Origin of the sequence: Bradyrhizobium elkanii USDA 76, from assembly GCF_023278185.1 — a bacterium.
Lineage (GTDB): Bacteria > Pseudomonadota > Alphaproteobacteria > Rhizobiales > Xanthobacteraceae > Bradyrhizobium > Bradyrhizobium elkanii.
The window spans coordinates 5,452,458-5,472,226 of sequence record NZ_CP066356.1 but is presented as its reverse complement, the minus strand read 5'-3'; the positions used below and the strand labels follow the sequence as shown (position 1 = coordinate 5,472,226).

Here is a 19,769-nt window from a genome sequence, read left to right as displayed (position 1 = left end):
CGCTACGCTCGCAATGACGGGGATGGAGCCGGGCCGTCGCCCTTCGAGACGCGCTACTCGCTCCTCCAGCGACAAAGGCGAAGCCTTTGCGCGGGGGTGACGGACGACGTGTATTCAATCCACAATAAACAGCGTCGCACCTGTCTTGGTCGACGAACGGTGCGCGGCGTCGCCGAAGTCGGAGACCTGGTAGCTCATGCCCGGCTTCAGCGTGAATTTGCGGCCGTCGCGCAGCTCGGTGTCGAGCTCGCCCGTGACGACGTAGAGCACATGGCCGCGATCGCACCAGTGATCGGCGAGGTAGCCGGGCGAATATTCCACCATCCGGACCCGCAGCTCGCCGATGTTGAGCGTGCGCCACAGCGCCTGTCCGGTCTCGCCGGGATGCACTGAAGGCTCGAGCTTGTTCCAGTCGGTGACGGTGAAGGGCAGGGTCGGGATTTTCATGCGCGTGGTTCCTGACGTCGCGTCTTTCGCTTCTGTATCCTATCCACCGGCGTCATCCTGAGGTGCGCGCCGGGCGGTGCGTCAGCAGCGCGCGGCGAGCCTCGAAGGATGGTTGGAGCCGGGCCGTCGCCCTTCGAGACGCGCGCAAGAGCGCGCTCCTCAGGGTGACGGATGACTGGATGCCGCAGCGCCTCATCCCACCAGATGGTTCGCCGAGCCCTGCCGGATCTTCCTCTCGGCATCCAGCCGCAGATACTCGCAGATCTTCTTGCCGCGTTCGTTCTGGTAGAACACGACGACGCTGTCGGGCGAGACATAGAGGTCGATCAGCTCGAAATGCAGCTCGGGCAATTTCGCCAGCGCCGCGCTCCAATAGGCGCGCAAGCTCGCCTTGCCGCGTACGGTGCCCGACGCGCCGAAGCCGAGCGGCGGGATCCGGTCCGAGGTCATCTCGGCATCCTCGGCATACATCGCCAGCACCCGCTCGAGGTCGCGCGCGTTCCAGGCGGCGATCCAGTCGCGGCCGAGCGCGGCAAGGCGGGACGGCTCGTGAAAATCCGGCATTGGTTTCCTCCATGTGGTTTATGGCCAAATTAGGTCAATAATACTGACCTATATGGATTTGTCCATGCCCAAAGAAGAATGTGGGCGCCCCTTCGAGCGCGGTTGCGGGGGCGGGCGCCGTCGCGTATCTGCTTGCCATGACAGCCCAGCACACAGCCCAAGACACAGTTCAAGAACCGTCGACGCCCTCCGTGGCCTCGGCGCATGACAAGATTCTGATTGTCGATTTCGGCAGCCAGGTGACGCAACTGATCGCCCGCCGCGTCCGCGAGATGGGCGTCTATTCCGAGATCGTGCCGTTCCAGAAGGCGGAGGCCGCCTTCAAGGAGATGAAGCCGAAGGCGGTGATCCTCTCCGGCGGTCCGGAATCGGTGCACGAGACCGGCTCGCCGCGCGCGCCGCAGCTGATCTTCGAGTCGGGCGTTCCCGTGCTCGGCATCTGCTATGGCCAGATGACCTTGGCGGCCCAACTCGGCGGCGAGGTCCAGGGCGGGCACCACCGCGAGTTCGGCCGTGCCGATGTCGAGGTGAAGACCGACAGCCAGCTGTTCGACGGCATCTGGGACCACGGCGAGAAGCACCAGGTGTGGATGAGCCATGGCGACCGCATCACCAAAATGCCGCCCGGCTTCTCCGTCGCCGGCACCTCGCCGAATGCGCCGTTCGCGATCATCCAGGATGAGAAGCGGAAGTATTACGGCCTGATGTTCCATCCCGAGGTGGTGCACACGCCGGATGGCGCCAAGCTGCTGCGCAATTTCGTGCGCAAGGTCGCGGGGCTGACCGGCGACTGGACCATGCGGGCGTTCCGCGAGGAGGCGATCGAGAAGATCCGCGCCCAGGTCGGCAAGGGCAAAGTGATCTGCGGCCTGTCCGGCGGCGTCGATTCCGCCGTCGCGGCGGTCTTGATCCACGAGGCGATCGGCGACCAGCTCACCTGCGTGTTCGTCGATCACGGCCTGCTGCGGCTCGACGAGGCCAAGACCGTCGTCGACCTGTTCCGCAACCACTACAACATCCCGCTGGTGCATGTGGACGCGTCGAAGGAGTTTCTGGGCGAGCTCGAGGGCGTCACCGATCCCGAGGTGAAGCGCAAGACCATCGGCCGTTTGTTCATCGACGTGTTCGAGGCGGAGGCCAAGAAGATCGGCGGCGCCGAGTTCCTGGCGCAGGGCACGCTCTATCCCGATGTGATCGAGAGCGTCTCCTTCACCGGCGGCCCGTCGGTGACCATCAAGTCGCACCACAATGTCGGCGGCCTGCCGGCACGGATGAACATGAAGCTGGTCGAGCCGCTGCGCGAGCTGTTCAAGGACGAGGTGCGCGTGCTCGGCCGCGAGCTCGGCCTGCCCGAGGTATTCGTCGGCCGCCACCCGTTCCCGGGCCCCGGCCTCGCCATCCGCTGCCCCGGCGACATCACCAAAGAAAAGCTCGACATCCTGCGCAACGCCGATGCGGTCTATATCGACCAGATCCGCAAGCACGGCCTCTATGATGCGATCTGGCAGGCCTTCGCGGTGCTGCTGCCGGTCAAGACCGTCGGCGTGATGGGCGACGGCCGCACCTACGAATACGTCGTCGGCCTGCGCGCCGTCACCTCGACCGACGGCATGACCGCGGACTTCTATCAGTTCGACATGAAGTTTCTGGCCGAGACCGCGACGCGCATCATCAACGAGGTGAAGGGCGTGAACCGGGTGGTGTACGACGTGACGTCGAAGCCGCCGGGGACGATTGAGTGGGAGTAGGCAACCCAGCAATTTGGATACGCAACGTCCGGAGAAGAAGCGCCTGCTACAACCAAGTCGGATGAACGAGAAATGCCGCCGGGTGATCAAGGCCGCAAGCTGCGAAGGACGCGATTGCTTCGTCAGATGAAGCAAAGCCATTTCGCTGAATTGATGGGTGTGAACCAAGCGACCGTGTCGCGCTGGGAGCGGGGAGTTCTCGATCTATCCGAAGCGCAGTGGGCTACGGCACAGCGGTTGTTCATGGGCCGATTCGAATCGGCTCAGGATGCCGGCCTGAAGCGTCTTGTCGAATCCTCCTCCCACAAGGTCCATCTGGTTTGCGACCTGACGCATCGCCTGCTTGCCGCATCAGCCTCTAGACAAGCCGAATGGCGAACCGACGTTTCCGAATTTCTCGGCAAATCGTTGCTGGTCTATGCATCTCCGGAAATCCTCGCGGCTGATACCACTCTCGATGATCTCGGCTGGTATGACGGACAAATCGGCTCGCTCGAGGTCGAGACCGGGCCGAATTTTGACGCGAACCTTGTGATCGCCCCAGGACGGCTGCTGTGGGAACGCATCACGCTTGCCGATGGAACTCCCGCACGGCTGGTCACCACCATCGCTTGAGGCGCAGTTGGAGCTCACCTTGGCGAGGTGATCCCGGCATATTTTATGCGTGGCCACTTTTCGCCAAAAGCTGCTAGCTCGGGGCCACACGCCAGGTGTGAGTTTTGGCATCGCACATCCGTTCGGATGCGCGGAAGCGCTGAAACGAACACAGCCAAGACCCGAGATCGCGTTCGATGAATCCCGTTCAGTCATTTGACATCCAGGCCGTTCCAAAGGCCGAGCTTCACGTGCATGTCGAGGGGACACTGGAGCCGGGCATGCTGCTCGATTTCGCCCGCCGCAACGATGTTGCGATCCCGTACCGGTCGATGGCGGATATCCTCGCCGCGTATCGCTTCTCTGATCTCCAGTCATTTCTGGAGGTCTACTGGGTCGGCCTGACCGTTCTCCGGACCGAGCGCGACTTTTATGAGCTGACGTTCGCATACCTGTCCCGCGCCAGAGAGGACGGTGTCGTTCATGCGGAAGTCTACATCACGCCGGCGGACCATACCGAGCGCGGAGTGCCGTTCGCGGCGGTCATGGATGGTATCAGCGCCGCCTATGCCGATGCACGATCGCAACTCGATATCACCGGAGGCATGATCCTCTGCGTTCGCCGGCATAAGCCTGTTGAAGAGGCTTTCGCCGCTATCGAGATGGCGAGTCCCTGGCGGGACAGGGTGATGGCCCTCGGGCTCGGCGGACCGGAAAAGTGCTATCCGCCGGGACAATTCGCCGAGGTCTTCGCCCGTGCCCGCGCGCTTGACTGGAAGGCGACGGCGCATGCTGGCGAAGAGGGACCGCCGCGCTATGTTACTGAGGCGATCGACAGGCTGCGCGTCGATCGCATTGATCATGGCGTCCAATGTGAGGCCGATCCGGCATTGATGCGACGCCTTGCCGACGAAGGGATACCGCTGACGGTGTGCCCGCTCTCGAATGTCGCGTTGAAGGTTTTTCCCGCTCTCGAACAGCACAATCTGCGCCGGCTCCTCCACGCCGGCCTCTGCGTCACGGTCAACTCAGACGACCCAGCGTATTTCGGCGGGCACGTGAACGAAAACTTCATCCGCGCGGCCGGTGCGCTGGGGCTGACCGCGGAGGAGCAATTGAGCCTGGCCGACAACAGCCTCAAGGCCGCGTTCATGGATGAAGACAGGCGTAAACGCGCACGGCGCGTCATCGCGGAGATGGGCAAGAGGGGCGGTGTACCGGTCAGTTGCAATGAGAGTTGACGTGACCGGTTCCGCACTCCGTGTCTGGCTCGCCGTCATCGTGCTCGGCGTTGCTTCCTTTACGATGGTCACGACCGAATTCGCGCCGATCGGGCTGTTGTCACAGATCGCGTTCGATCTGGGCCAAGACCAGGCCGCCGTCGGGCTCGCGGTAACGCTCTATGCCTGGATCGGCGCTGCGAGCGGCCTGTTGTCTGCCGTCCTGCTTCAGCGATGTCCCCGCAAGCCGTTGCTCGTCGTCCTGATGCTCGTGCTTTCCGCAACCAATCTGGCCGCGATGCACTCCCATAGTCTGGAAGCGCTGATGCTGGCGCGGGCGGTGGGCGCCGTCGTTCACGGCTTCTTCTGGGCCATGGCAGCGGCGATCGCCGCGCAGATCGCGCCGTTGGATCGTATGGGTGTTGCGACCGCGATCGTGTTCGGCGGAATTTCGATGGCAACGGTCATCGGCGTGCCGCTCGTCAACCTCATTGGACAGACCAGCGGGTGGCGCACGGCGTTTGGTGTGATCGGCGCGGTCGGATTATTCGCCTCCGGCCTGATGGCCGGCCTTCTTCCGCAAATTCAGGCGGGATCGCCGACCGGATGGAGAGCGCTGGCAGCGGTGTTGCGCAGGCGGGACCTGCGGAGAATCTATGCCGTAACGGCGTTCATGGCGGCAGCGAATTTCGCGGCATACACCTTCATCGAACCGTTCCTTGGGCAGATTCCGGATGTGCCGCCCGTCATGATCGGTGTGATGCTGTTCGGTTTCGGCGGAGCGGGATTCCTTGGCAACGTTCTGACCGGCTTTCTGATCGATCGCTTCATGAAATCCGTTATCACGTGGGGACTGCTTGCGCTCTCGGGAGCGCTGGTCGGCCTTGGATGGTTTGGCCCTCAACTGGAGATCTCTTTGGTCGTGGCCTTGCTCGTCATCTGGGGCACCGCGGTCGCAGCGTTGTTCGCGGGCCTCCAGACCTGGATCTTGCGCGCGGCCGGTAGCGCGGCCATGCCCGCGGCCGCGATCCATTCGGCCGTGATCAACTCGGCTATCGGTACAGGGGCCACCCTTGGCGCCCGGATCCTGAATGTCTCGGATGTATCCGGAGTGATGCTGGTGGCCGGCGAGATCGTCATCGTGCCGCTTCTGATCATGCTACTGCACGCGAGATCGCCGAAGCGTTCGGACGGCGTGGTGAGCTCCATTGGTTCGTAGCGTAATTCACTGCATCGTCGCTCGCGAGGGCAGATTACGCCCTGCTGACCGCCTTATGTGCGACCGGCATTGACCGCCAATTGAGCCAGGCCGCCGGGGACAATTGAGTGGGAGCGGGGCTTGAGCGAGCGTAAACCGGATGAGCGAAACGATATCCGGGGCACTTTCTGTCCGCGTGTCGTTGTGGCGTCCCGCATATCGCTGCGCTCATGCGGGTTACTCGCTGCCTGCGCAAATCAAATCTCGTTTCCCCGCCTGCGACAAATCACCCCGACGGGCAACTCACCAAAACCCTGTCAATCCTGCGATAAGAAAATATTCCGATTGGCGTTTGACCCAACTCAGATGTTCAATCTGCGCGTCTCACCCGACACGAGGGGCGGATCGCGATCGTCACGAACGTGGTGTGGGATGCGGTGGACGCTGAGTGCGCAGTTGACGAACGCGCATGAGGCGGACGGTGAAGTCGTGTGGTCCTGACGCCCTAGTGGTAGGTGTCTTCCGCGAGATGCGAAGCATCTTCGCGAAACGGTGACAAAAAAGCCCAGTCTCGCCGGGGAGAGCACGAAGTAAGCCGCACAACCATCGCGCAGGGAAGGCCGGATGTTTCCGGTTACACCTGTGGTCCTACCCCCGAGCTCTCTACCCATTGCTCGGGGCCCATGGGTGCGATCGGCACCCGGTCTTCCCTGCGCCCTCTGATCGAAGAGGGTGAAACCAAACAGCAAGGCTCGGACGATTTTCGTCGCGAGAACGCTTTGTCATATCTGACGCTGTTTGAAACCGTTGAACCGAACTGCGCGCTGTTCATCCGGCGCGGCCAGGGTGTCTCCCCACTGTTCGAACGGCGCCCGCGCGATCACTGCTCCTTCTTTAGCAGATCCTGGAAGATGAGCTGGCCCCAAAACGCGGCCGCGTGCGTGCACCGGTGAGCGTAGCCCGGATGAGCCAACGGGGCGCGCGAACGCGCGCCCGATGACGGGCTCCGCGATATCCGGGGCACTTCCTGTAGCGCGTCGCGTGGTGTCCCGCATATCGCTTCGCTCATGCGGGCTACTCGCTACCATGGCTTGGAACGATCGAGTGGGAGTAGGGCGTCCCCGCCTCGCCTCGATCTGACATTCGGGCGATCTATGCCGGCAGGAGACCCGCGGCGCGATAGCTGTCGATCATGGAGTCGTAGAGCGAAATATCGGCGCGGCTTCTGGCGATGAGCTGCGCGCCGGCGACGGCGGCGAAGATGGCGCGGGCCCGCTGCTCGCTCTTTCTCGAACTGACCAGGCCCGCCGCCACCAACAGCTTGCTCAGCCACGCCACGTTGACGTCGGCAAAGGTCTGGACCTCCTGCTTCACTGCGTCCGGCAGGTGGTCGACTTCCGCGGACATGAAGCTGCAGAGGCACATGCGATTGTTGTTCTCGAGCGCCTTGCGAAACACCTCGGGATATCGACGCAGGCAGCGGACAGGATCGGCCGTTTCCGCCAGCATCGCCTCGAGCTGGGCGGCGGTGTCTTCCCAATAGCGCCGCGCGACGGCGACGCCGAGATCGGCCTTGCTCGGGAAATGGTGATAGATGCTGGCGGCCTTGATCCCGACCTCGTCGGCAAGATCGCGGAAATTCAAGCCGATATAGCCGCGCGCCTGCGCGGTCCGCTTTGCTGCCGCCAGGATGGCCTCCCGAGAGCTCGAACTCACTTCGTCGCCTCACTGCTTCGTTATCTACCAAGTGACAGATAGGCGTTGACCGGCCGGATTTGAAGGCTAGTTTGACCCTACCAAGTGACAGGTAGACAGGAGTCATGATGAAGATTTACGATTGGCCAACTGGCCCATATCCGGCCCGCGTTCGCATCGCTTTGGCCGAGAAGAACCTGCGGTCGCAAGTGGAGTTCGTATTGGTCGATCTCTACAAGGGCGAGCACAAGAAGCCCGAATTCCTTGCCAAGAACTACTCCGGCACGCTGCCGGTGCTCGAACTCGACGACGGGACCTTCATTGGCGAGTGCACAGCCATCACCGAGTACCTGGACGCGCTCGATGGACCGCCGACGCTGACCGGCAGGACGCCGCGCGAAAAGGGCGTGATCCACATGATGAGCAAGCGCGCCGAACTGGAACTGCTCGACGCCATCAGCGTCTATTTCCACCACGCCACGCCGGGTCTCGGGCCTCATGTCGAGATCTATCAGAACCCCGAATGGGGATTCCGTCAGCGCGACAAGGCCCTCAGGGGGATGCACTACTTTGACGGCATTCTGAAAGGACAGCCGTTCGTCGCCGGCGACGCATTCACGATGGCCGATATCACCCTCATAGGCGGCTTGATCTTCGCGGGGCTGGTGAAGGTGCCGGTGCCGATGGAGTGCGAGGCTCTTCTGGCATGGTATGCAGCGATGCAGGCGCGTCCCAGCGTCAAGAACCGGATAACGATGTCCGAGCCGATCGAGGCATCTTGATCGAGATCGTAGTCTGCGAACGCCGCTCTCGTGAGACTTACGCGAGAGCGGATCGCCGAGATCGCAAGCGTAGCCCGGATGAGCGCAGCGACATCCGGGGTTTTCCGATCGGCGCTCCGCGTCTCGTCCCGCATGTCGCTCCGCTCATGCGGGCTACGGGTCGCAAATCCGTTACGGCTCCTTCTTGAACAAATCCTGGAAGATGAGCGGGCCCCAAGTGCGGCCGCGTGCGTGCACCAGCGCGCCACCCTCGTTGAACTTTCCCAGCTTGACGGGTGCGAACCCGAGTTGCTTCGCCAAAGCCGCCACGGGAGCGGTCGCGTCCTCGTCGTCACCAGCCAGAAAGACCACCCGGTGGCCGCCCTCGACGATCGGATCGGCGGCCAGCTTGGCCGCAACCAGGTGATTGAAGCCTTTGACGAGCTTGGCGCCGGTGAACGCCTTCGCGACGAAGGCGGAGGACAGCAGACCGTCCAGCTCTTCGGGGACTGGAAACGCGTTCATCGCGTCGATGACCGTCTTGCCTTTCCAGCTCGGCAGGGCCTTCGCGACCTCGCGATGCTCCCCGAACGGGACCGCCAGGATGATTGTGTCGGCCTCGAGTGCTTCCCGCAGCGACCTGGCGACGACCGCGGGTCCAATCGCCCGAGCCTGCGGCGCCAGCGCCTCGGGCGGCCGGCGGCTCGCGACGGCTACCTCGATGTTCTTACGGGCGAAGGCGTGGGCGAGGGCCTGGCCCACCTTACCGAATCCTACAATCGCATAGCTCATGATGCTTCTCCGATCCGTGTTGATATTGATTCCCCGGCCGCTCAGATCGCCGAGAAGCCGCCGTCGACAGACAACTCCACCCCGTTCACGAAGCTCGAATCGTCTGAAGCTAGAAACAGCGCGGCCGCCGCAATTTCCTCGGGACGCCCCATCTTTCCGCGCGGGATCAGGGATTCGAACATCCGCTTCGCCTCCTCGGTGAGAACGTGGTCCTGCATCGGTGTGGCGATCGGCCCCGGGCTCAACACGTTCACCCGGATATTCCTGCCCTTCAGTTCGTTGAGCCAGGTGCGTGCGAATGAGCGCAACGCCGCCTTGCTCGCCGCATACACGCCGTAACCAGGAAAGCCTTTCACCGACGCGACCGACCCGGTCATGAAGATCGAGCCGCCATCGCTGAACAGCGGCAACGCCTTCTGAACCGTAAACAGCGTGCCGCGCGTATTCAGGTCGAAGGTCGCATCGAAATGCCGCTCGGTAATCTCGCCGAGCGGGATGGCTTCGCCGATGCCGGCGCTTGCGTACAGGACGTCGATCTTGCCCTTTTGCCGCCTGACCGTATCGAACAGGCGGTCGAGGTCGTCGAGATTGGCCGCGTCGCCGCGCACGCCGGTCACGTTGCGGGCGATCAGCCTGACGGCCTCGTCGAGCGCTTCCTGCCTTCGGCCCGTGATGAAAACATAGGCGCCTTCTTCAACGAACCGCCGGGCGCTCGCCAGCGCCATGCCGCTCGATCCACCCGTGACGACTGCAACCTTACCCTCAAGCTTTCCCATGACTTCTCCTTTCGTCGTGTCGGACAGCGTCTCTGGTCCCATTTGCGAGATGGCCCCCGAGAACCTCGACGTAGCTCCGCCGGCGTCAGGCGTTGAGTGCGGAAGCGTGCACATCGGTGGTGCGAAATCGATCCGGCCGGACGACTGACGCCAGCCGCAACGATCGGTGTCCGCCGCTCGGAATTGGGCCGCGCTTGTCGGCATGGGCTATTCGGCTTGGGCTATGATGATCGCCCGTGCTACCCACATCCGAGATGCTGTCCGACGTATTGGACACGGGCTTTGGAAGGCGCACCCCAGCGGTGCCGGATTGCACCATGATCGACTGGGATGACGTTCGCTACTTTCTTGCCGTCGCGCGCGGAGGCTCGGTACGGGCTGCCGCCGAGCGCCTCGGAGTGAACCACTCGACCGTGCTGCGACGCGTCGCCCAACTGGAGGAACGGCTCGGGGCGCAGATGTTCGAGAGGCTGCCTTCGGGCTACCGCCTGACGGCTGCGGGGGAGGAGGTCCTCGAGCTCGCGGAACAGATGGAAGCGTCGTCGCACCAGCTGGAGACGCGCGTCTTCGGCCGCGACCAGGGCGTGCGCGGGCGTCTGCGGGTGACGCTGGCACCGCCCCTCGCGACACACCTGCTCATGCCGGACTTCGCCGATTTCGCGCGTCTGCATCCGGACATCGAAATGGAAATCATGTCGTCCGGCGAGCTGGCAAATCTGACCAACCGGGAGGCCGACGTCGCGATCCGCGTCGTCTACGACCGCAAGACCCTGCCGCTCAATCTTCACGGCCTGAAGGGACCGGAGCTGTTCGGAGGCATCTACATATCCCGCGATCGACTGGCCGCGTGGCGTGCGGGCGCGCCCGATCCCGTCAGGTGGATCGTCATAAGCATTCACGGAATCCCGGACTGGGCCCACGAGGGCGAGGTTCGCGCCGCCGAGGTTCCGTTCAGGGCCACAGATGCCGAGGCGCAGATCGTCGCGGTGCGGCAGGGGCTCGGCATGACGACGCTGCCGTGCTTCGTCGGAGATGCCGACCCTCTGCTCGTGAGGGTGCCGGGCACCGACCTGCACATGTACGGGACGCTCTGGCTTCTCACACAGGGGGAGACACGCAAGACGAAGCGCGTGCGGCTCTTCACCGAGTTCGTATCCCGCAGGCTCACCGCGTACGCGCCGCTTCTCGCGGGACTGTCCGTATCGCGCGACTGACGCGCGGGCAGGTCGCCGATGGCGCTTGCCGTACTCCGGTCGGAAGCCGAGCCGCGATTGCTCCAAGCGAAATCCCGGTCAACCCCTTGGGCCGCTGACGGTAGCGAGCGTAGCCCGGATGAGCGAAGCGATATCCGGGACATTGCCTATCAGCGAGTCGCGTGGTATCCCGCATATCGCTGCGCTCATGCGGGCTACTCGCTGTTTCAGCGTCGCGATGGCGCAGCGCGCCGGTCAAGCGGCGAGGAGGCCGCTCGACCGATTGATGCGCACCGATCAATATGGACCCGGCTCACAGGGGACGTTGTTGCCGGTCCAGGGCGCAGTGGCGAATGAACCGACGCGCGGCGCCGGAATGCAGGCGCGACCGTCGACATAGACGGGCTCGGTCGGCGCGGCGGCGCTCGCCTCCGCGACGTGGCGGGACACGGCGTGGGTTTCACGCGCCATTGCCGGCGACGCGATCATGGCAACCGCGATCAAAGCAGCCGACAGGAGTTTGACGTTCGTCATTGAGTTTCTCCGTTTTGTTTATGGGGCCAAGGAGTCTGGCCTCGTCGGATATTTGTGCGCAGCAACGGCGGACTTAAATGCAATCATCACTCACGCCGGCTCAACGCTGCGTGAGCAATGCGATCCTCGCCGTTGTGTCGCGCAATGCAGGCCATCACTGACAGGCTGGATGAACGAAGCGTAATCCATCACGTCCTCGCGTGATGATCGTGAGGGCGCGTTACGTCCGCCAAAATTTCGTCACGGCGCGAGCTCGGGTCGGACCTCGCCGAGCAGCGCCATGCCGCCGAGCCGGCCGAGTTCGTCCGAACATTTTGCGCTCTTGCCGTAGCAGCAGAAGGCGACCGTGACGCGCTCCGAAAGCGGTCCGATGCAGGGCAGGCCGCTGTCGCCGAAGGTGGTCATGCAAGGCACGACGCGGCGTTCCTCGAAAGCGAGGTCGCGAATGCGGTCTAGGATCTGTCCTTGAAGCCGATCGGCAACTTCAATCGATCCGCCCGAGCGGAACCAGTCCTTGATATCGGCCTCGCTGTCGAGCGGAAGATCGACCGGATCGCCGCCGAGCTTCAGCCAGGTCTGGCCGTCCGGATAGGAGATCGGCGGCAGGATGTAGGGATTGTCGCCCTTGGGCCCGAGACAACGCATCGACGGCATTTCGGCCAGACGTTGGGTCTCCGCCGCACCGAGCCGGAACAGCGCTGCGGTCCGCCCATAGACCGTAAAGCCCAGGGAGCGGCCGAGCAGCGATTGGGTGTGCCCGCCCGCCGCAACCAGAACACGCTCGGCCTCGATGCTGCCCGATCGCGTCCGGATCGTCACGCCGGAGCCGCTTTCCGAAATCCCCAGCGCGGGCTCGTCGATGATCCGGGTGCCGGCGCGCTCCGCCGCGATCGTCTGCGCGCGGACCAGGCGGCGCGGGCTGATGTATCCGGCATTGCGCGGCTCGAAGTAGCCCTGCATTCCCGCCGTCGATTTCAGAAACGGAAAGCGCTCCGCGAGCCCCGCATCGTGATAGGCTTCACACAGGATCCCGTCTTCGGCACAGATGCTGCCGATCGAGGCAACATCGGTGGTTTCGCTATTGCCAATGTGAAGCGCACCGGCTTCCCGGTAGAACTCCACGCCGCTCTCCGCTGAAATCTCGCCATAGCGCGAAATCGCAGCGCGGTTCGCTTGCCGCCAGAACGCCCCGGGATCGTAACTCCGCGTGATGCGGCCCTCGTCATAGTGGCTGCCGAAGACGCTGCCATGGCGCGAAAGATCCGCCGGCTCATCGGGCCCGATCAGCGCAACATCGTGGCCCATCTTGCTCAGATGCCGCGCAGCCGCCGACCCGATCAGGCCACGTCCGATCACCGCAAGTCTGATCGCTTGATTGGTGCTCACGAATAAGTCCTGCGCTCTGCCTGCATCGGCGGTGTGAAATCAACCATGTCATTTCCGATGCTCTGGCAGCAAGCATAATCCGGCTGAGCGCGCAGCAGGACTGGCGAAGCGTGATCCGCCACATCTTGAAGCCACGCGCGAGGCAGCGGGTTGCGCGGCGCTAACCCGCCCTGCGATATCAGCCAGACTTTTCGCGGCCGTCGGGACGTCGGCGCAAGCCCGCGTCTGATGACGCTGCTTTCCGCACGAACGTTCCACCGACCGAACTTGAAACAGACAGTCACGGCGATTTCACTCGCGCTGAACGACGTTATATGAGATGATGCAACCAAAGGTCAACATCGTGCATTGTCACGGGCAGGAGGGCGAAATGAGTGACCAGATGATCGATGCGACGACAAGTCCGGCACAGATCGTTCAGGAGGCGGCCAAGAAATATCTCGGCATCAGCAACGCACCTGGCTGCTGCATCGCGGTCTATGACGAAAAGTCGTTCGGCACCAAGGGCTACGTCTACCCCAAGGGACTGTCAGGCGTGGCCGGCTCTTCGCCCGCGCCGTTCAGTGTCACGACCGACACGGTGTTCGAGATCGGATCGGTGACCAAGGTGTTCACCAGCACATTGCTGGCGGTGGCGGTCAAGGCGGGTGGGCCTTCACTTGACGACACCATCGGCCCCTATCTGAACCTCTTCAGCGCGAAGGCGGTGGGCACGCCGGTGCTGGACGCCATCCAGCTCGTCCAATTCGCCACCCATACCTCCGGCATGCCGGAGCAGCCGGGGGACGGCTTGACTGGCTACAGCGAGCAGCTGTTTGCGGACGAGCCGCCTTCCAGTGAACTCATCAACTGGTGGAATCAATATGATACGCCGCCGCAGGGCTGCTGGCAGTATTCCAATATCGGTTTCGTGACGCTGGGCTTTGCGGTCACGCAGATGTTCGCGAAAGACAAGGGCCATAACTACAACGAAATTCTGGCCGAATACGTCACCGGTCCGCTCGGCATGAAGCAAACGGGAGCCGTCGTCAATTCATCATGGAAGATTGCGCAGGGATGTATCGGGCATTGGAGCAAGAGTGCTGAGCCGCGATACCAGATCGTTTTCGACCGCAACACGCCGACCGGCGGCACAGCCTTTGATCTGAAAACCACCGGCGACGATATGATCAGATTTCTCGCGGCGCAGATTGCGGCCCCGAACGGGGTGCTCGGGTCGCAAATCGCGCTCACGCAGCAGAACCAGGGGACATTCCCCGTTTGCGGGGAGAAGACCAGCGTCACCATGGGCCTCGCCTGGCAGATCACCACGGACACGCAGGGCCATACCGTTTTCACAAAGAACGGCGCTACGAGCAGGGGCGGATTCGAAGCGATCGTGATCGTCGTGCCGGAATTGCAATGCGGTGTCGCGGTGCTGAGCAACCAGTATTTCGATGCGTCGGGCGTGCACCCCGCGGGGATCGGACCCGGCCGCACCGCACTAGAGATTATTTCGCAGCTCCATCCAGGATTCGAGCTGACCGAACCGCTGTCAGAACACGATCCTTTCGACTAGCAAACCTTGCCTGGATGGGCGCAGCGATGTCAGGGGCTTTGCCATCTGCGCGAGGCCTGTCCCTGATGTCGCCAACCTCATCCGGGCAGTTGCTTCCCCGTGTTAACCGCCAGCTGCGCGGCGAAAGCACGCTGGTAAGCCGGCCGGGCTTCCCCGCGGGCGACATAGGCGGACAGGCTCGGAAATTCGTCGAGAATGCCCGATGCTCTCAGCCTGAGCAGCACCGACACCATCATCAGGTCGCCCGCACTGAACGCGCCGTCGAGCCAGTGGGCGTTGCCGAGGTGCGCGGACAGTTGCTTCAGCCGGTCGCGGATGCGATCCATGACCAACGGCAGGCGCTCTTTGATCCAGGGCTTGTCGCTCTCCAGAATCCTGGCGGTCATGAATTCGAGGATCGGCGGTTCCACCGTGTTGACCGCGGCAAACATCCAGGTGATTGCGCGGGCGCGGGCATTGGCATCGCCCGGCAGCAGGCCGGCATGACGTTCGGCGATATGCAGCACGATCGAGCCTGTCTCGAACAGCGCGAGATCACCTTCCTCATAGGTCGGAATCTGGCCGAAGGGATGCAGCGCCAGATGCGCCGGCTCCTTCATCGCCTGGAACGAAACAAGGCGAACCTCGTAGGGCTGGCCAGCTTCTTCCAGCGCCCAGCGAACGCGCGTATCGCGCGCCAGCCCCTTGCCGCCATCGGGCGACCGTTCGAAGGCGGTAATGATGGGGGTCATCGTTTGCTCCATGTCCTTGCGTCCCGAGGACGAGCGGGCCGCGCGCGCCCCGACAGCCGATCCCGGAATCTTTTGGCCAAACGTAGCCCGGATGAAGCGAAGCGAAATCCGGGACCGGTCCTGCCAAAGGCGAGAACCCCGGACTGTGCTGCGCTCCATCCGGGCTACAGGCTCGCGCATGCGCGTCACGCGGTCGAGACCACAAGCAGCGCAACACACTCAGCGTCGTCCCGGCGCAGGCCGACGGTGGTATTTGTGGAGGCGGTGTTGTGACAAATGCGGTTCCGCAGATATTTTTCATCAGCCTGCTGCCGCGATGTCGGCTGCCGCCTTCGCCAATCGTCCTTTGCGCGCAAACCGCGCAAACAAGGAGACTTGCAAATGACCGATCTCGTCACATGCCTCTGGTTCGATCAGGGAAAGGCGCGTGAAGCCGCGGAATTTTATGCCGCGACGTTTCCCGACAGCCATGTCGGCGCGGGCCATCAATCGCCGATACCGGGCATCGGGCAGGGCGAGGAGCTGACGGTCGAGTTCACCGTGCTCGGCCGGCGCTTCGTGGGGCTGAACGGAGGCTCCAACTACACGCCGAACGAGGCGGTCAGCTTCATGGTGCTCACCGACAGCCAGGAGGAGACCGACCGCTACTGGAATGTGGTCACTTCCAACGGCGGCAAGGAATTGCCGTGCGGCTGGTGCCGGGATCGCTGGGGCTTTGCCTGGCAGATCACGCCGCGGCGGCTGCTCGAACTCGTCAACAACGCCGACCGCGCCGTCGGCAAGCGCGCGATGGAGGCGATGATGACGATGAAGAACATCGACATCGCCGCGATCGAGCGCGCGGCGGCGGGGTAATCCGCGTGCCGGAATGACCTGGCCCGGGCTCGATAGTCGGGTGTCCGATCGAGCTGGTATATGCGGCGCGCGGCCCTTCGCGTTGCGGCGTGCGCTCGCCGCGACGGTCACCCCGGCGCAAACGCGGGATGTGCCTGGTGCTATCGCGTGATACGAAATTCACATTCGCAGCTCTGGAGCCAGCCCTGATGTCCGTCGCAGCCGCCGCCGCCAATCAACAGCAAAATCTCACCGCCGCCGAATCCGATCCGCGAACGCTTGGCTGGATGCAGGGCTTTCCGCCGCCGCAGGACCGGACCATCACCTTCCAGAACGGCTCGTTCCGCAGCTTCCCCGAATTGCGCTGGGCCTGGAGCAACATCCGCCAGCTGGTGCCGACCGTGAATGTCTGGCGCGGGGCAGGGCCGGCGTCGGTGCTGCCGCGCGAAGACCATGATATCGGCGCGTCGGCATCGGTGACGATGGACGGCCGTCCGATGACCTTCGCGCGCATGCTCGAGGAAACCTATGCCGACGGCATTGCCGTGCTGCACCGGGGCAAGCTGATCTACGAGCGCTATTTCGGCGCGTTGAAGCCGCACAAGCCGCACATCGCGATGTCGGTGACCAAATCGTTCACCGGCACGCTCGCCGGCATCCTGATCGCCGAGGGCAAGATCGATCCGCAGGCGCCGATCACCGATTACGTGCCGGAGCTGAAGGCAAGCGCGTTCGGCGATGCCCGCGTGCACGAGGCCATGGATATGACCACCGGCCTCAAATACACCGAGGTCTACACCGACAAGAATTCCGACGTGTGGGGGCTTCGGCGCGCCAACGGCATGGCGCCGATCGAGCCGGGCTATGAGGGCGCGACCAATATCTTCGATTTCCTCTGCGCGCAGCAGAAGCAGGGCGAGCACGGCAAGGCGTTCGCCTACAAGACCGTCAACACCGACGTGCTGGCCTGGATCTGCCGCCGTGCCAGCGGCATGACCTTGTCGGACCTGCTCTCCGAGCGGATCTGGGCGCCGATGGGTGCCGAGGAGGATGCGCATTATCACGTCGATCGCATCGGCACCGAAAGCGGCGGCGGCGGATTGTCGACGACGCTGCGCGACCTTGCCCGCTTCGGCGAGACGATCCGCAACCACGGCCGCTTCAACGGCCGCCAGATCGTGCCGTCTCAAGTGGTCGAGGACATCGCGCGCGGCGGCGATCCCGGGAAATTCAAGCCGGCTGGCTACATCACACTGCCGGGCGCCTCCTACCGCAATCAATGGTGGGTGACGCACAATGCGCACGGCGCCTTCATGGCACGCGGCGTATATGGCCAGGGCCTCTATATCGATCCGAAGGCCGAGATGGTGATCGCGCGCTACGCCTCGCACCCGGGTGCCGGCAACGCGGCCAACGACCCTGTGACGCTGCCGGCTTACATGGCGCTGGCCAAGGATTTGATGGCGGGAGGGTAGAACAAAGGCAGGTCGGTCCGCCCGCGCAAGACGCGTAGCCCGGATGAGCGCAGCGATATCCGGGGCCTTTCCGTCTGCTGATCGCGGCTTGTCCCGCATGTCGCTTCGCTCATGCGGGCTACGATCACGTCCGCGAGATTTTGTCGTATCGCTTGATCAGGCGCTCCCGCTTGATGCGGGACAACCGCCTGATCCAGAACATGCCGTCGAGCTGATCGATCTCGTGCTGATGGCACACCGCGCGCAGGCCGTCGGATTCCTCGGTCTGCATGTTGCCGTCGAGATCCTGATAGCGGATGCGGACCCGCGCATGGCGTTCGACCTCGTCATTGACCCCGGGCATCGAGACGCTGCCCTCCTTGTGCAGGATCATCTCGGGCGAGGTCTGGATGATCTCCGGATTGACATAGGTCCGCGGCCCCTCGCGGGCATCGAGCTCGAGCACCACGACGCGCAGGGATACGCCGATATGCGGCGCGGTGATGCCGATGCCCGGCGCCGCATGCATGGTCTCGAGCAGGTCCTGCGTCAGTTCGCGTAGCGCGTCGTCGAACATGGTCACCGGCTCGGCGGGCAGTGCAAGGCGCGGATCGGGATAGCGCACGATGGGGCGAATGGTCATGCCCGAGTCTTAGGCCAGTGCATCGCGCCGGACAACATGCCGATGCGGGCGCCGCATGCGGCGCGCCGTTCAGAGATGCTTTTCGAAGAACAGATCGGGATAGGGGTCGTCGTTGAAGCGCGGGATCTCGGTCCAGCCCGTCCTGCGATAGAGCTGGCCGGCTTCCGGCAGCGCGCTGTTGGTGTCGAGCCGCAACACCGCGATGCCGAGTTCGCGCGCGGCGCGTTCAGCCGCGTCCATCAGGCGGCGGCCGAGGCCGAGGCCGCGCGCGCCAGGTGCGACCCAGAGCCGCTTGATCTCGGCGAACCCGCTGCTGCTGCCCTTCAGCCCGACGCAGCCGATCGGCAGCCCGTCCGACATCGCCACGATGAAGCTGCCGCGTGGGCGCACCATGTCCTTGGCCTCGGGGTCGCGCGACAGCTTGACGTCAAAGCCCTTCTCGAACCGCCGCGCGAGCTCGGCGTAATATTCGCCGAGGCAATAGCGCGCCTCGTCGCTGCGCGGATCCATCTCGTCGAGGGCGGTGCCGTCGCGGCCGAGCGCCGAGGCGATCAGGTCCATCGCTGCCAGCAGCGCCTCGCGTTGGGTGTGGTGGGCGAGAAAGTCCTTGGCCTGCCGGTTGGAGATCGCCTCATAGGCGTTGAACTCGCGCTTGCCCGCCGCCGTCAGCCGTGCGATGCGGCGGCGCGCATCCTCGCCATGCGCCGTGGTCTCGATCAGTTCCTCGTCCTCGAGGCTGCGCAGCAGGCGGCTCATCAGGCCGGAATCGAGGCCGAGATAATCCCTGATCTCGCCGACATCGGCGCGGCCATGCCCGATCGCGTTCAGCACGCGCGCCGCGCCGAGCGGCCGGCCGCGCCCGAGGAACGAGGTGTCGAGCGCGCCGACCGCGGAGGTCACGGCACGGTTGAAGCGGCGGACGCGGGAAACGGGGTCGAGCATATATCTGACTTTAGTCAGATATCGTCGCCGCGTCAATCGGCCGGCGTTCCGGACCGAATGGAGCCCTGCCGCCTGGTGCAGATACCATGCGACAGGCGACGCACATCAGCCCGGGACGCAGCGGCGCGAAGTCGGCCGCTGCATCGTCTCGCGCCATTTCCGCGGTCACGCGGCGGCCATCCTGGCCTTGATCACTTGCGGATCGACGAAGCCGCCAAAGCCGACCGCGATCCGGTTCCAACCGTTGATGATGTTGATCAGCAGGGTCACCTTGACCTGCTCCTCCGGCGTGAAATGCCCCTTCAGCGTCTCGTAGGCCGCGACATGGGTATGCTGCTCGCAGATCCGCGTCAGGGCCTCGGTCCAGCCGAGCGCCGCGCGCTCGCGATCGGTGTAGCAGGGCGCTTCGCGCCAGGCCGACAGCAGGTAGATGCGCTGCTCGGTCTCACCCTCATCGCGGGCGAATGTCGTGTGCAAATTGATGCAATTGGCGCAGCCGTTGATCTGCGAGGCACGGATCTTCACGAGCTCGGCGAGCTTCGGCTCGAGGCTGGAGGCGATCGCGACCGACGCCTCGAACCAGATCTTCATGATCTTGGGCGCGGCGGCGAGGGGATCAAGTCTGACAGTCATGGTCGGTTTCCTTGCGTTAGTTGACGACATCATGACGAACGAGGAACGGCGAATGTGACATGCCGG

At 63.7% G+C, this 19,769-nt stretch carries 21 protein-coding genes; 10 read left to right on the top strand and 11 right to left on the bottom strand.

What is annotated here, in order from left to right; translation table 11 throughout:
* Positions 1–114: 114 nt before the first annotated feature.
* Positions 115–447 (bottom strand): DHCW motif cupin fold protein, encoded by a 333-nt coding sequence (locus tag JEY66_RS26715; RefSeq protein ID WP_018271187.1) that lies wholly within the window; start codon positions 445–447, stop codon positions 115–117.
* A gap of 192 nt (positions 448–639) precedes the next feature.
* Positions 640–1,011, bottom strand: coding sequence for a nuclear transport factor 2 family protein (locus JEY66_RS26710; protein WP_016840304.1), 372 nt, complete (start codon positions 1,009–1,011; stop codon positions 640–642).
* Positions 1,012–1,148: 137 nt separating this feature from the next.
* Between JEY66_RS26710 and guaA the strand changes: the two genes are divergently transcribed.
* The 5 genes from guaA to JEY66_RS26685 all read left to right on the top strand — a co-directional run bounded on the left by guaA (position 1,149) and on the right by JEY66_RS26685 (position 6,724).
* Positions 1,149–2,759: a glutamine-hydrolyzing GMP synthase gene (gene guaA, locus JEY66_RS26705; protein ID WP_026192654.1), complete on the top strand. Its 1,611-nt coding sequence runs from the start codon at positions 1,149–1,151 to the stop codon at positions 2,757–2,759.
* 72 nt (positions 2,760–2,831) lie between these two features.
* Positions 2,832–3,374 carry a helix-turn-helix domain-containing protein gene (locus tag JEY66_RS26700; protein WP_041482641.1) on the top strand — a complete coding sequence of 181 codons (543 nt, stop codon included), beginning with the start codon at positions 2,832–2,834 and terminating at the stop codon, positions 3,372–3,374.
* Between the two features lie 176 nt (positions 3,375–3,550).
* The gene (locus JEY66_RS26695; RefSeq protein WP_016845571.1) at positions 3,551–4,594 is read left to right on the top strand and encodes an adenosine deaminase; all 1,044 of its coding nucleotides are present in this window, start codon (positions 3,551–3,553) and stop codon (positions 4,592–4,594) included.
* Position 4,595: 1 nt separating this feature from the next.
* A complete protein-coding gene (locus tag JEY66_RS26690; RefSeq protein ID WP_018271190.1) occupies positions 4,596–5,792 on the top strand; it encodes an MFS transporter in 1,197 nt (398 codons plus the stop codon).
* Positions 5,793–6,454: 662 nt separating this feature from the next.
* Entirely contained in the window at positions 6,455–6,724 is a 270-nt protein-coding gene (locus JEY66_RS26685; RefSeq protein WP_018271191.1) for a hypothetical protein, read from the top strand.
* A gap of 199 nt (positions 6,725–6,923) precedes the next feature.
* Here the strand turns inward: JEY66_RS26685 and JEY66_RS26680 are convergent, their stop codons facing one another.
* Entirely contained in the window at positions 6,924–7,487 is a 564-nt protein-coding gene (locus JEY66_RS26680; RefSeq protein WP_018271192.1) for a TetR/AcrR family transcriptional regulator, read from the bottom strand.
* Positions 7,488–7,594: 107 nt separating this feature from the next.
* On the opposite strand from JEY66_RS26680, the gene JEY66_RS26675 reads away from it, so the two are divergent.
* A complete protein-coding gene (locus JEY66_RS26675) occupies positions 7,595–8,248 on the top strand; it encodes a glutathione S-transferase (protein WP_026192657.1) in 654 nt (217 codons plus the stop codon).
* A gap of 171 nt (positions 8,249–8,419) precedes the next feature.
* Here the strand turns inward: JEY66_RS26675 and JEY66_RS26670 are convergent, their stop codons facing one another.
* Complete coding sequence (locus JEY66_RS26670) at positions 8,420–9,019, bottom strand: NADPH-dependent F420 reductase (protein WP_018271194.1); 600 nt, start codon at positions 9,017–9,019, stop codon at positions 8,420–8,422.
* A 41-nt stretch (positions 9,020–9,060) separates the two neighbouring features.
* Positions 9,061–9,795, bottom strand: a complete 735-nt coding sequence (locus JEY66_RS26665) for an SDR family NAD(P)-dependent oxidoreductase (protein WP_026192658.1) — start codon at positions 9,793–9,795, stop codon at positions 9,061–9,063.
* Between the two features lie 317 nt (positions 9,796–10,112).
* On the opposite strand from JEY66_RS26665, the gene JEY66_RS26660 reads away from it, so the two are divergent.
* The gene (locus tag JEY66_RS26660; protein ID WP_018271196.1) at positions 10,113–11,009 is read left to right on the top strand and encodes a LysR family transcriptional regulator; all 897 of its coding nucleotides are present in this window, start codon (positions 10,113–10,115) and stop codon (positions 11,007–11,009) included.
* Between the two features lie 276 nt (positions 11,010–11,285).
* Here the strand turns inward: JEY66_RS26660 and JEY66_RS26655 are convergent, their stop codons facing one another.
* The gene (locus JEY66_RS26655; RefSeq protein ID WP_018271197.1) at positions 11,286–11,522 is read right to left on the bottom strand and encodes a hypothetical protein; all 237 of its coding nucleotides are present in this window, start codon (positions 11,520–11,522) and stop codon (positions 11,286–11,288) included.
* Positions 11,523–11,762: 240 nt separating this feature from the next.
* Complete coding sequence (locus tag JEY66_RS26650) at positions 11,763–12,908, bottom strand: NAD(P)/FAD-dependent oxidoreductase (RefSeq protein WP_018271198.1); 1,146 nt, start codon at positions 12,906–12,908, stop codon at positions 11,763–11,765.
* A 370-nt stretch (positions 12,909–13,278) separates the two neighbouring features.
* On the opposite strand from JEY66_RS26650, the gene JEY66_RS26645 reads away from it, so the two are divergent.
* Positions 13,279–14,466 (top strand): serine hydrolase domain-containing protein, encoded by a 1,188-nt coding sequence (locus JEY66_RS26645; protein ID WP_157183450.1) that lies wholly within the window; start codon positions 13,279–13,281, stop codon positions 14,464–14,466.
* 77 nt (positions 14,467–14,543) lie between these two features.
* Here the strand turns inward: JEY66_RS26645 and JEY66_RS26640 are convergent, their stop codons facing one another.
* Positions 14,544–15,197: a glutathione S-transferase family protein gene (locus tag JEY66_RS26640; RefSeq protein ID WP_026192660.1), complete on the bottom strand. Its 654-nt coding sequence runs from the start codon at positions 15,195–15,197 to the stop codon at positions 14,544–14,546.
* 381 nt (positions 15,198–15,578) lie between these two features.
* Between JEY66_RS26640 and JEY66_RS26635 the strand changes: the two genes are divergently transcribed.
* Both JEY66_RS26635 and JEY66_RS26630 read left to right on the top strand, forming a co-directional pair.
* Positions 15,579–16,052, top strand: a complete 474-nt coding sequence (locus tag JEY66_RS26635; RefSeq protein ID WP_018271201.1) for a VOC family protein — start codon at positions 15,579–15,581, stop codon at positions 16,050–16,052.
* Between the two features lie 188 nt (positions 16,053–16,240).
* Complete coding sequence (locus JEY66_RS26630; protein WP_018271202.1) at positions 16,241–17,506, top strand: serine hydrolase domain-containing protein; 1,266 nt, start codon at positions 16,241–16,243, stop codon at positions 17,504–17,506.
* 124 nt (positions 17,507–17,630) lie between these two features.
* On the opposite strand, the gene JEY66_RS26625 is transcribed toward JEY66_RS26630, so the two are convergent.
* The 3 genes from JEY66_RS26625 to JEY66_RS26615 form a co-directional block, all read right to left on the bottom strand.
* On the bottom strand, positions 17,631–18,128 hold the full coding sequence (locus tag JEY66_RS26625; RefSeq protein WP_016845557.1) for a peptide deformylase: 498 nt from the start codon (positions 18,126–18,128) through the stop codon (positions 17,631–17,633).
* A gap of 69 nt (positions 18,129–18,197) precedes the next feature.
* Positions 18,198–19,070: a bifunctional helix-turn-helix transcriptional regulator/GNAT family N-acetyltransferase gene (locus JEY66_RS26620; protein ID WP_016845556.1), complete on the bottom strand. Its 873-nt coding sequence runs from the start codon at positions 19,068–19,070 to the stop codon at positions 18,198–18,200.
* A 165-nt stretch (positions 19,071–19,235) separates the two neighbouring features.
* Entirely contained in the window at positions 19,236–19,703 is a 468-nt protein-coding gene (locus tag JEY66_RS26615; RefSeq protein ID WP_026192661.1) for a carboxymuconolactone decarboxylase family protein, read from the bottom strand.
* Positions 19,704–19,769 lie beyond the last annotated feature (66 nt).

What these genes read in the sequence shown, in the direction of transcription:
- JEY66_RS26700 (WP_041482641.1), top strand. Translation starts at nt 2,832, where the DNA reads ATGCCGCCGGGTGATCAAGGCCGCAAGCTGCGAAGGACGCGATTGCTT.
- JEY66_RS26670 (WP_018271194.1), bottom strand. Translation starts at nt 9,019, where the DNA reads ATGAGCTATGCGATTGTAGGATTCGGTAAGGTGGGCCAGGCCCTCGCC.
- JEY66_RS26655 (WP_018271197.1), bottom strand. Translation starts at nt 11,522, where the DNA reads ATGACGAACGTCAAACTCCTGTCGGCTGCTTTGATCGCGGTTGCCATG.
- JEY66_RS26625 (WP_016845557.1), bottom strand. Translation starts at nt 18,128, where the DNA reads ATGACCATTCGCCCCATCGTGCGCTATCCCGATCCGCGCCTTGCACTG.
- JEY66_RS26695 (WP_016845571.1), top strand. Translation starts at nt 3,551, where the DNA reads ATGAATCCCGTTCAGTCATTTGACATCCAGGCCGTTCCAAAGGCCGAG.
- JEY66_RS26640 (WP_026192660.1), bottom strand. Translation starts at nt 15,197, where the DNA reads ATGACCCCCATCATTACCGCCTTCGAACGGTCGCCCGATGGCGGCAAG.
- JEY66_RS26685 (WP_018271191.1), top strand. Translation starts at nt 6,455, where the DNA reads ATGGGTGCGATCGGCACCCGGTCTTCCCTGCGCCCTCTGATCGAAGAG.
- JEY66_RS26710 (WP_016840304.1), bottom strand. Translation starts at nt 1,011, where the DNA reads ATGCCGGATTTTCACGAGCCGTCCCGCCTTGCCGCGCTCGGCCGCGAC.
- JEY66_RS26620 (WP_016845556.1), bottom strand. Translation starts at nt 19,070, where the DNA reads ATGCTCGACCCCGTTTCCCGCGTCCGCCGCTTCAACCGTGCCGTGACC.
- guaA (WP_026192654.1), top strand. Translation starts at nt 1,149, where the DNA reads ATGACAGCCCAGCACACAGCCCAAGACACAGTTCAAGAACCGTCGACG.
- JEY66_RS26630 (WP_018271202.1), top strand. Translation starts at nt 16,241, where the DNA reads ATGTCCGTCGCAGCCGCCGCCGCCAATCAACAGCAAAATCTCACCGCC.
- JEY66_RS26715 (WP_018271187.1), bottom strand. Translation starts at nt 447, where the DNA reads ATGAAAATCCCGACCCTGCCCTTCACCGTCACCGACTGGAACAAGCTC.
- JEY66_RS26665 (WP_026192658.1), bottom strand. Translation starts at nt 9,795, where the DNA reads ATGGGAAAGCTTGAGGGTAAGGTTGCAGTCGTCACGGGTGGATCGAGC.
- JEY66_RS26660 (WP_018271196.1), top strand. Translation starts at nt 10,113, where the DNA reads ATGATCGACTGGGATGACGTTCGCTACTTTCTTGCCGTCGCGCGCGGA.
- JEY66_RS26645 (WP_157183450.1), top strand. Translation starts at nt 13,279, where the DNA reads ATGAGTGACCAGATGATCGATGCGACGACAAGTCCGGCACAGATCGTT.
- JEY66_RS26615 (WP_026192661.1), bottom strand. Translation starts at nt 19,703, where the DNA reads ATGACTGTCAGACTTGATCCCCTCGCCGCCGCGCCCAAGATCATGAAG.
- JEY66_RS26635 (WP_018271201.1), top strand. Translation starts at nt 15,579, where the DNA reads ATGACCGATCTCGTCACATGCCTCTGGTTCGATCAGGGAAAGGCGCGT.
- JEY66_RS26675 (WP_026192657.1), top strand. Translation starts at nt 7,595, where the DNA reads ATGAAGATTTACGATTGGCCAACTGGCCCATATCCGGCCCGCGTTCGC.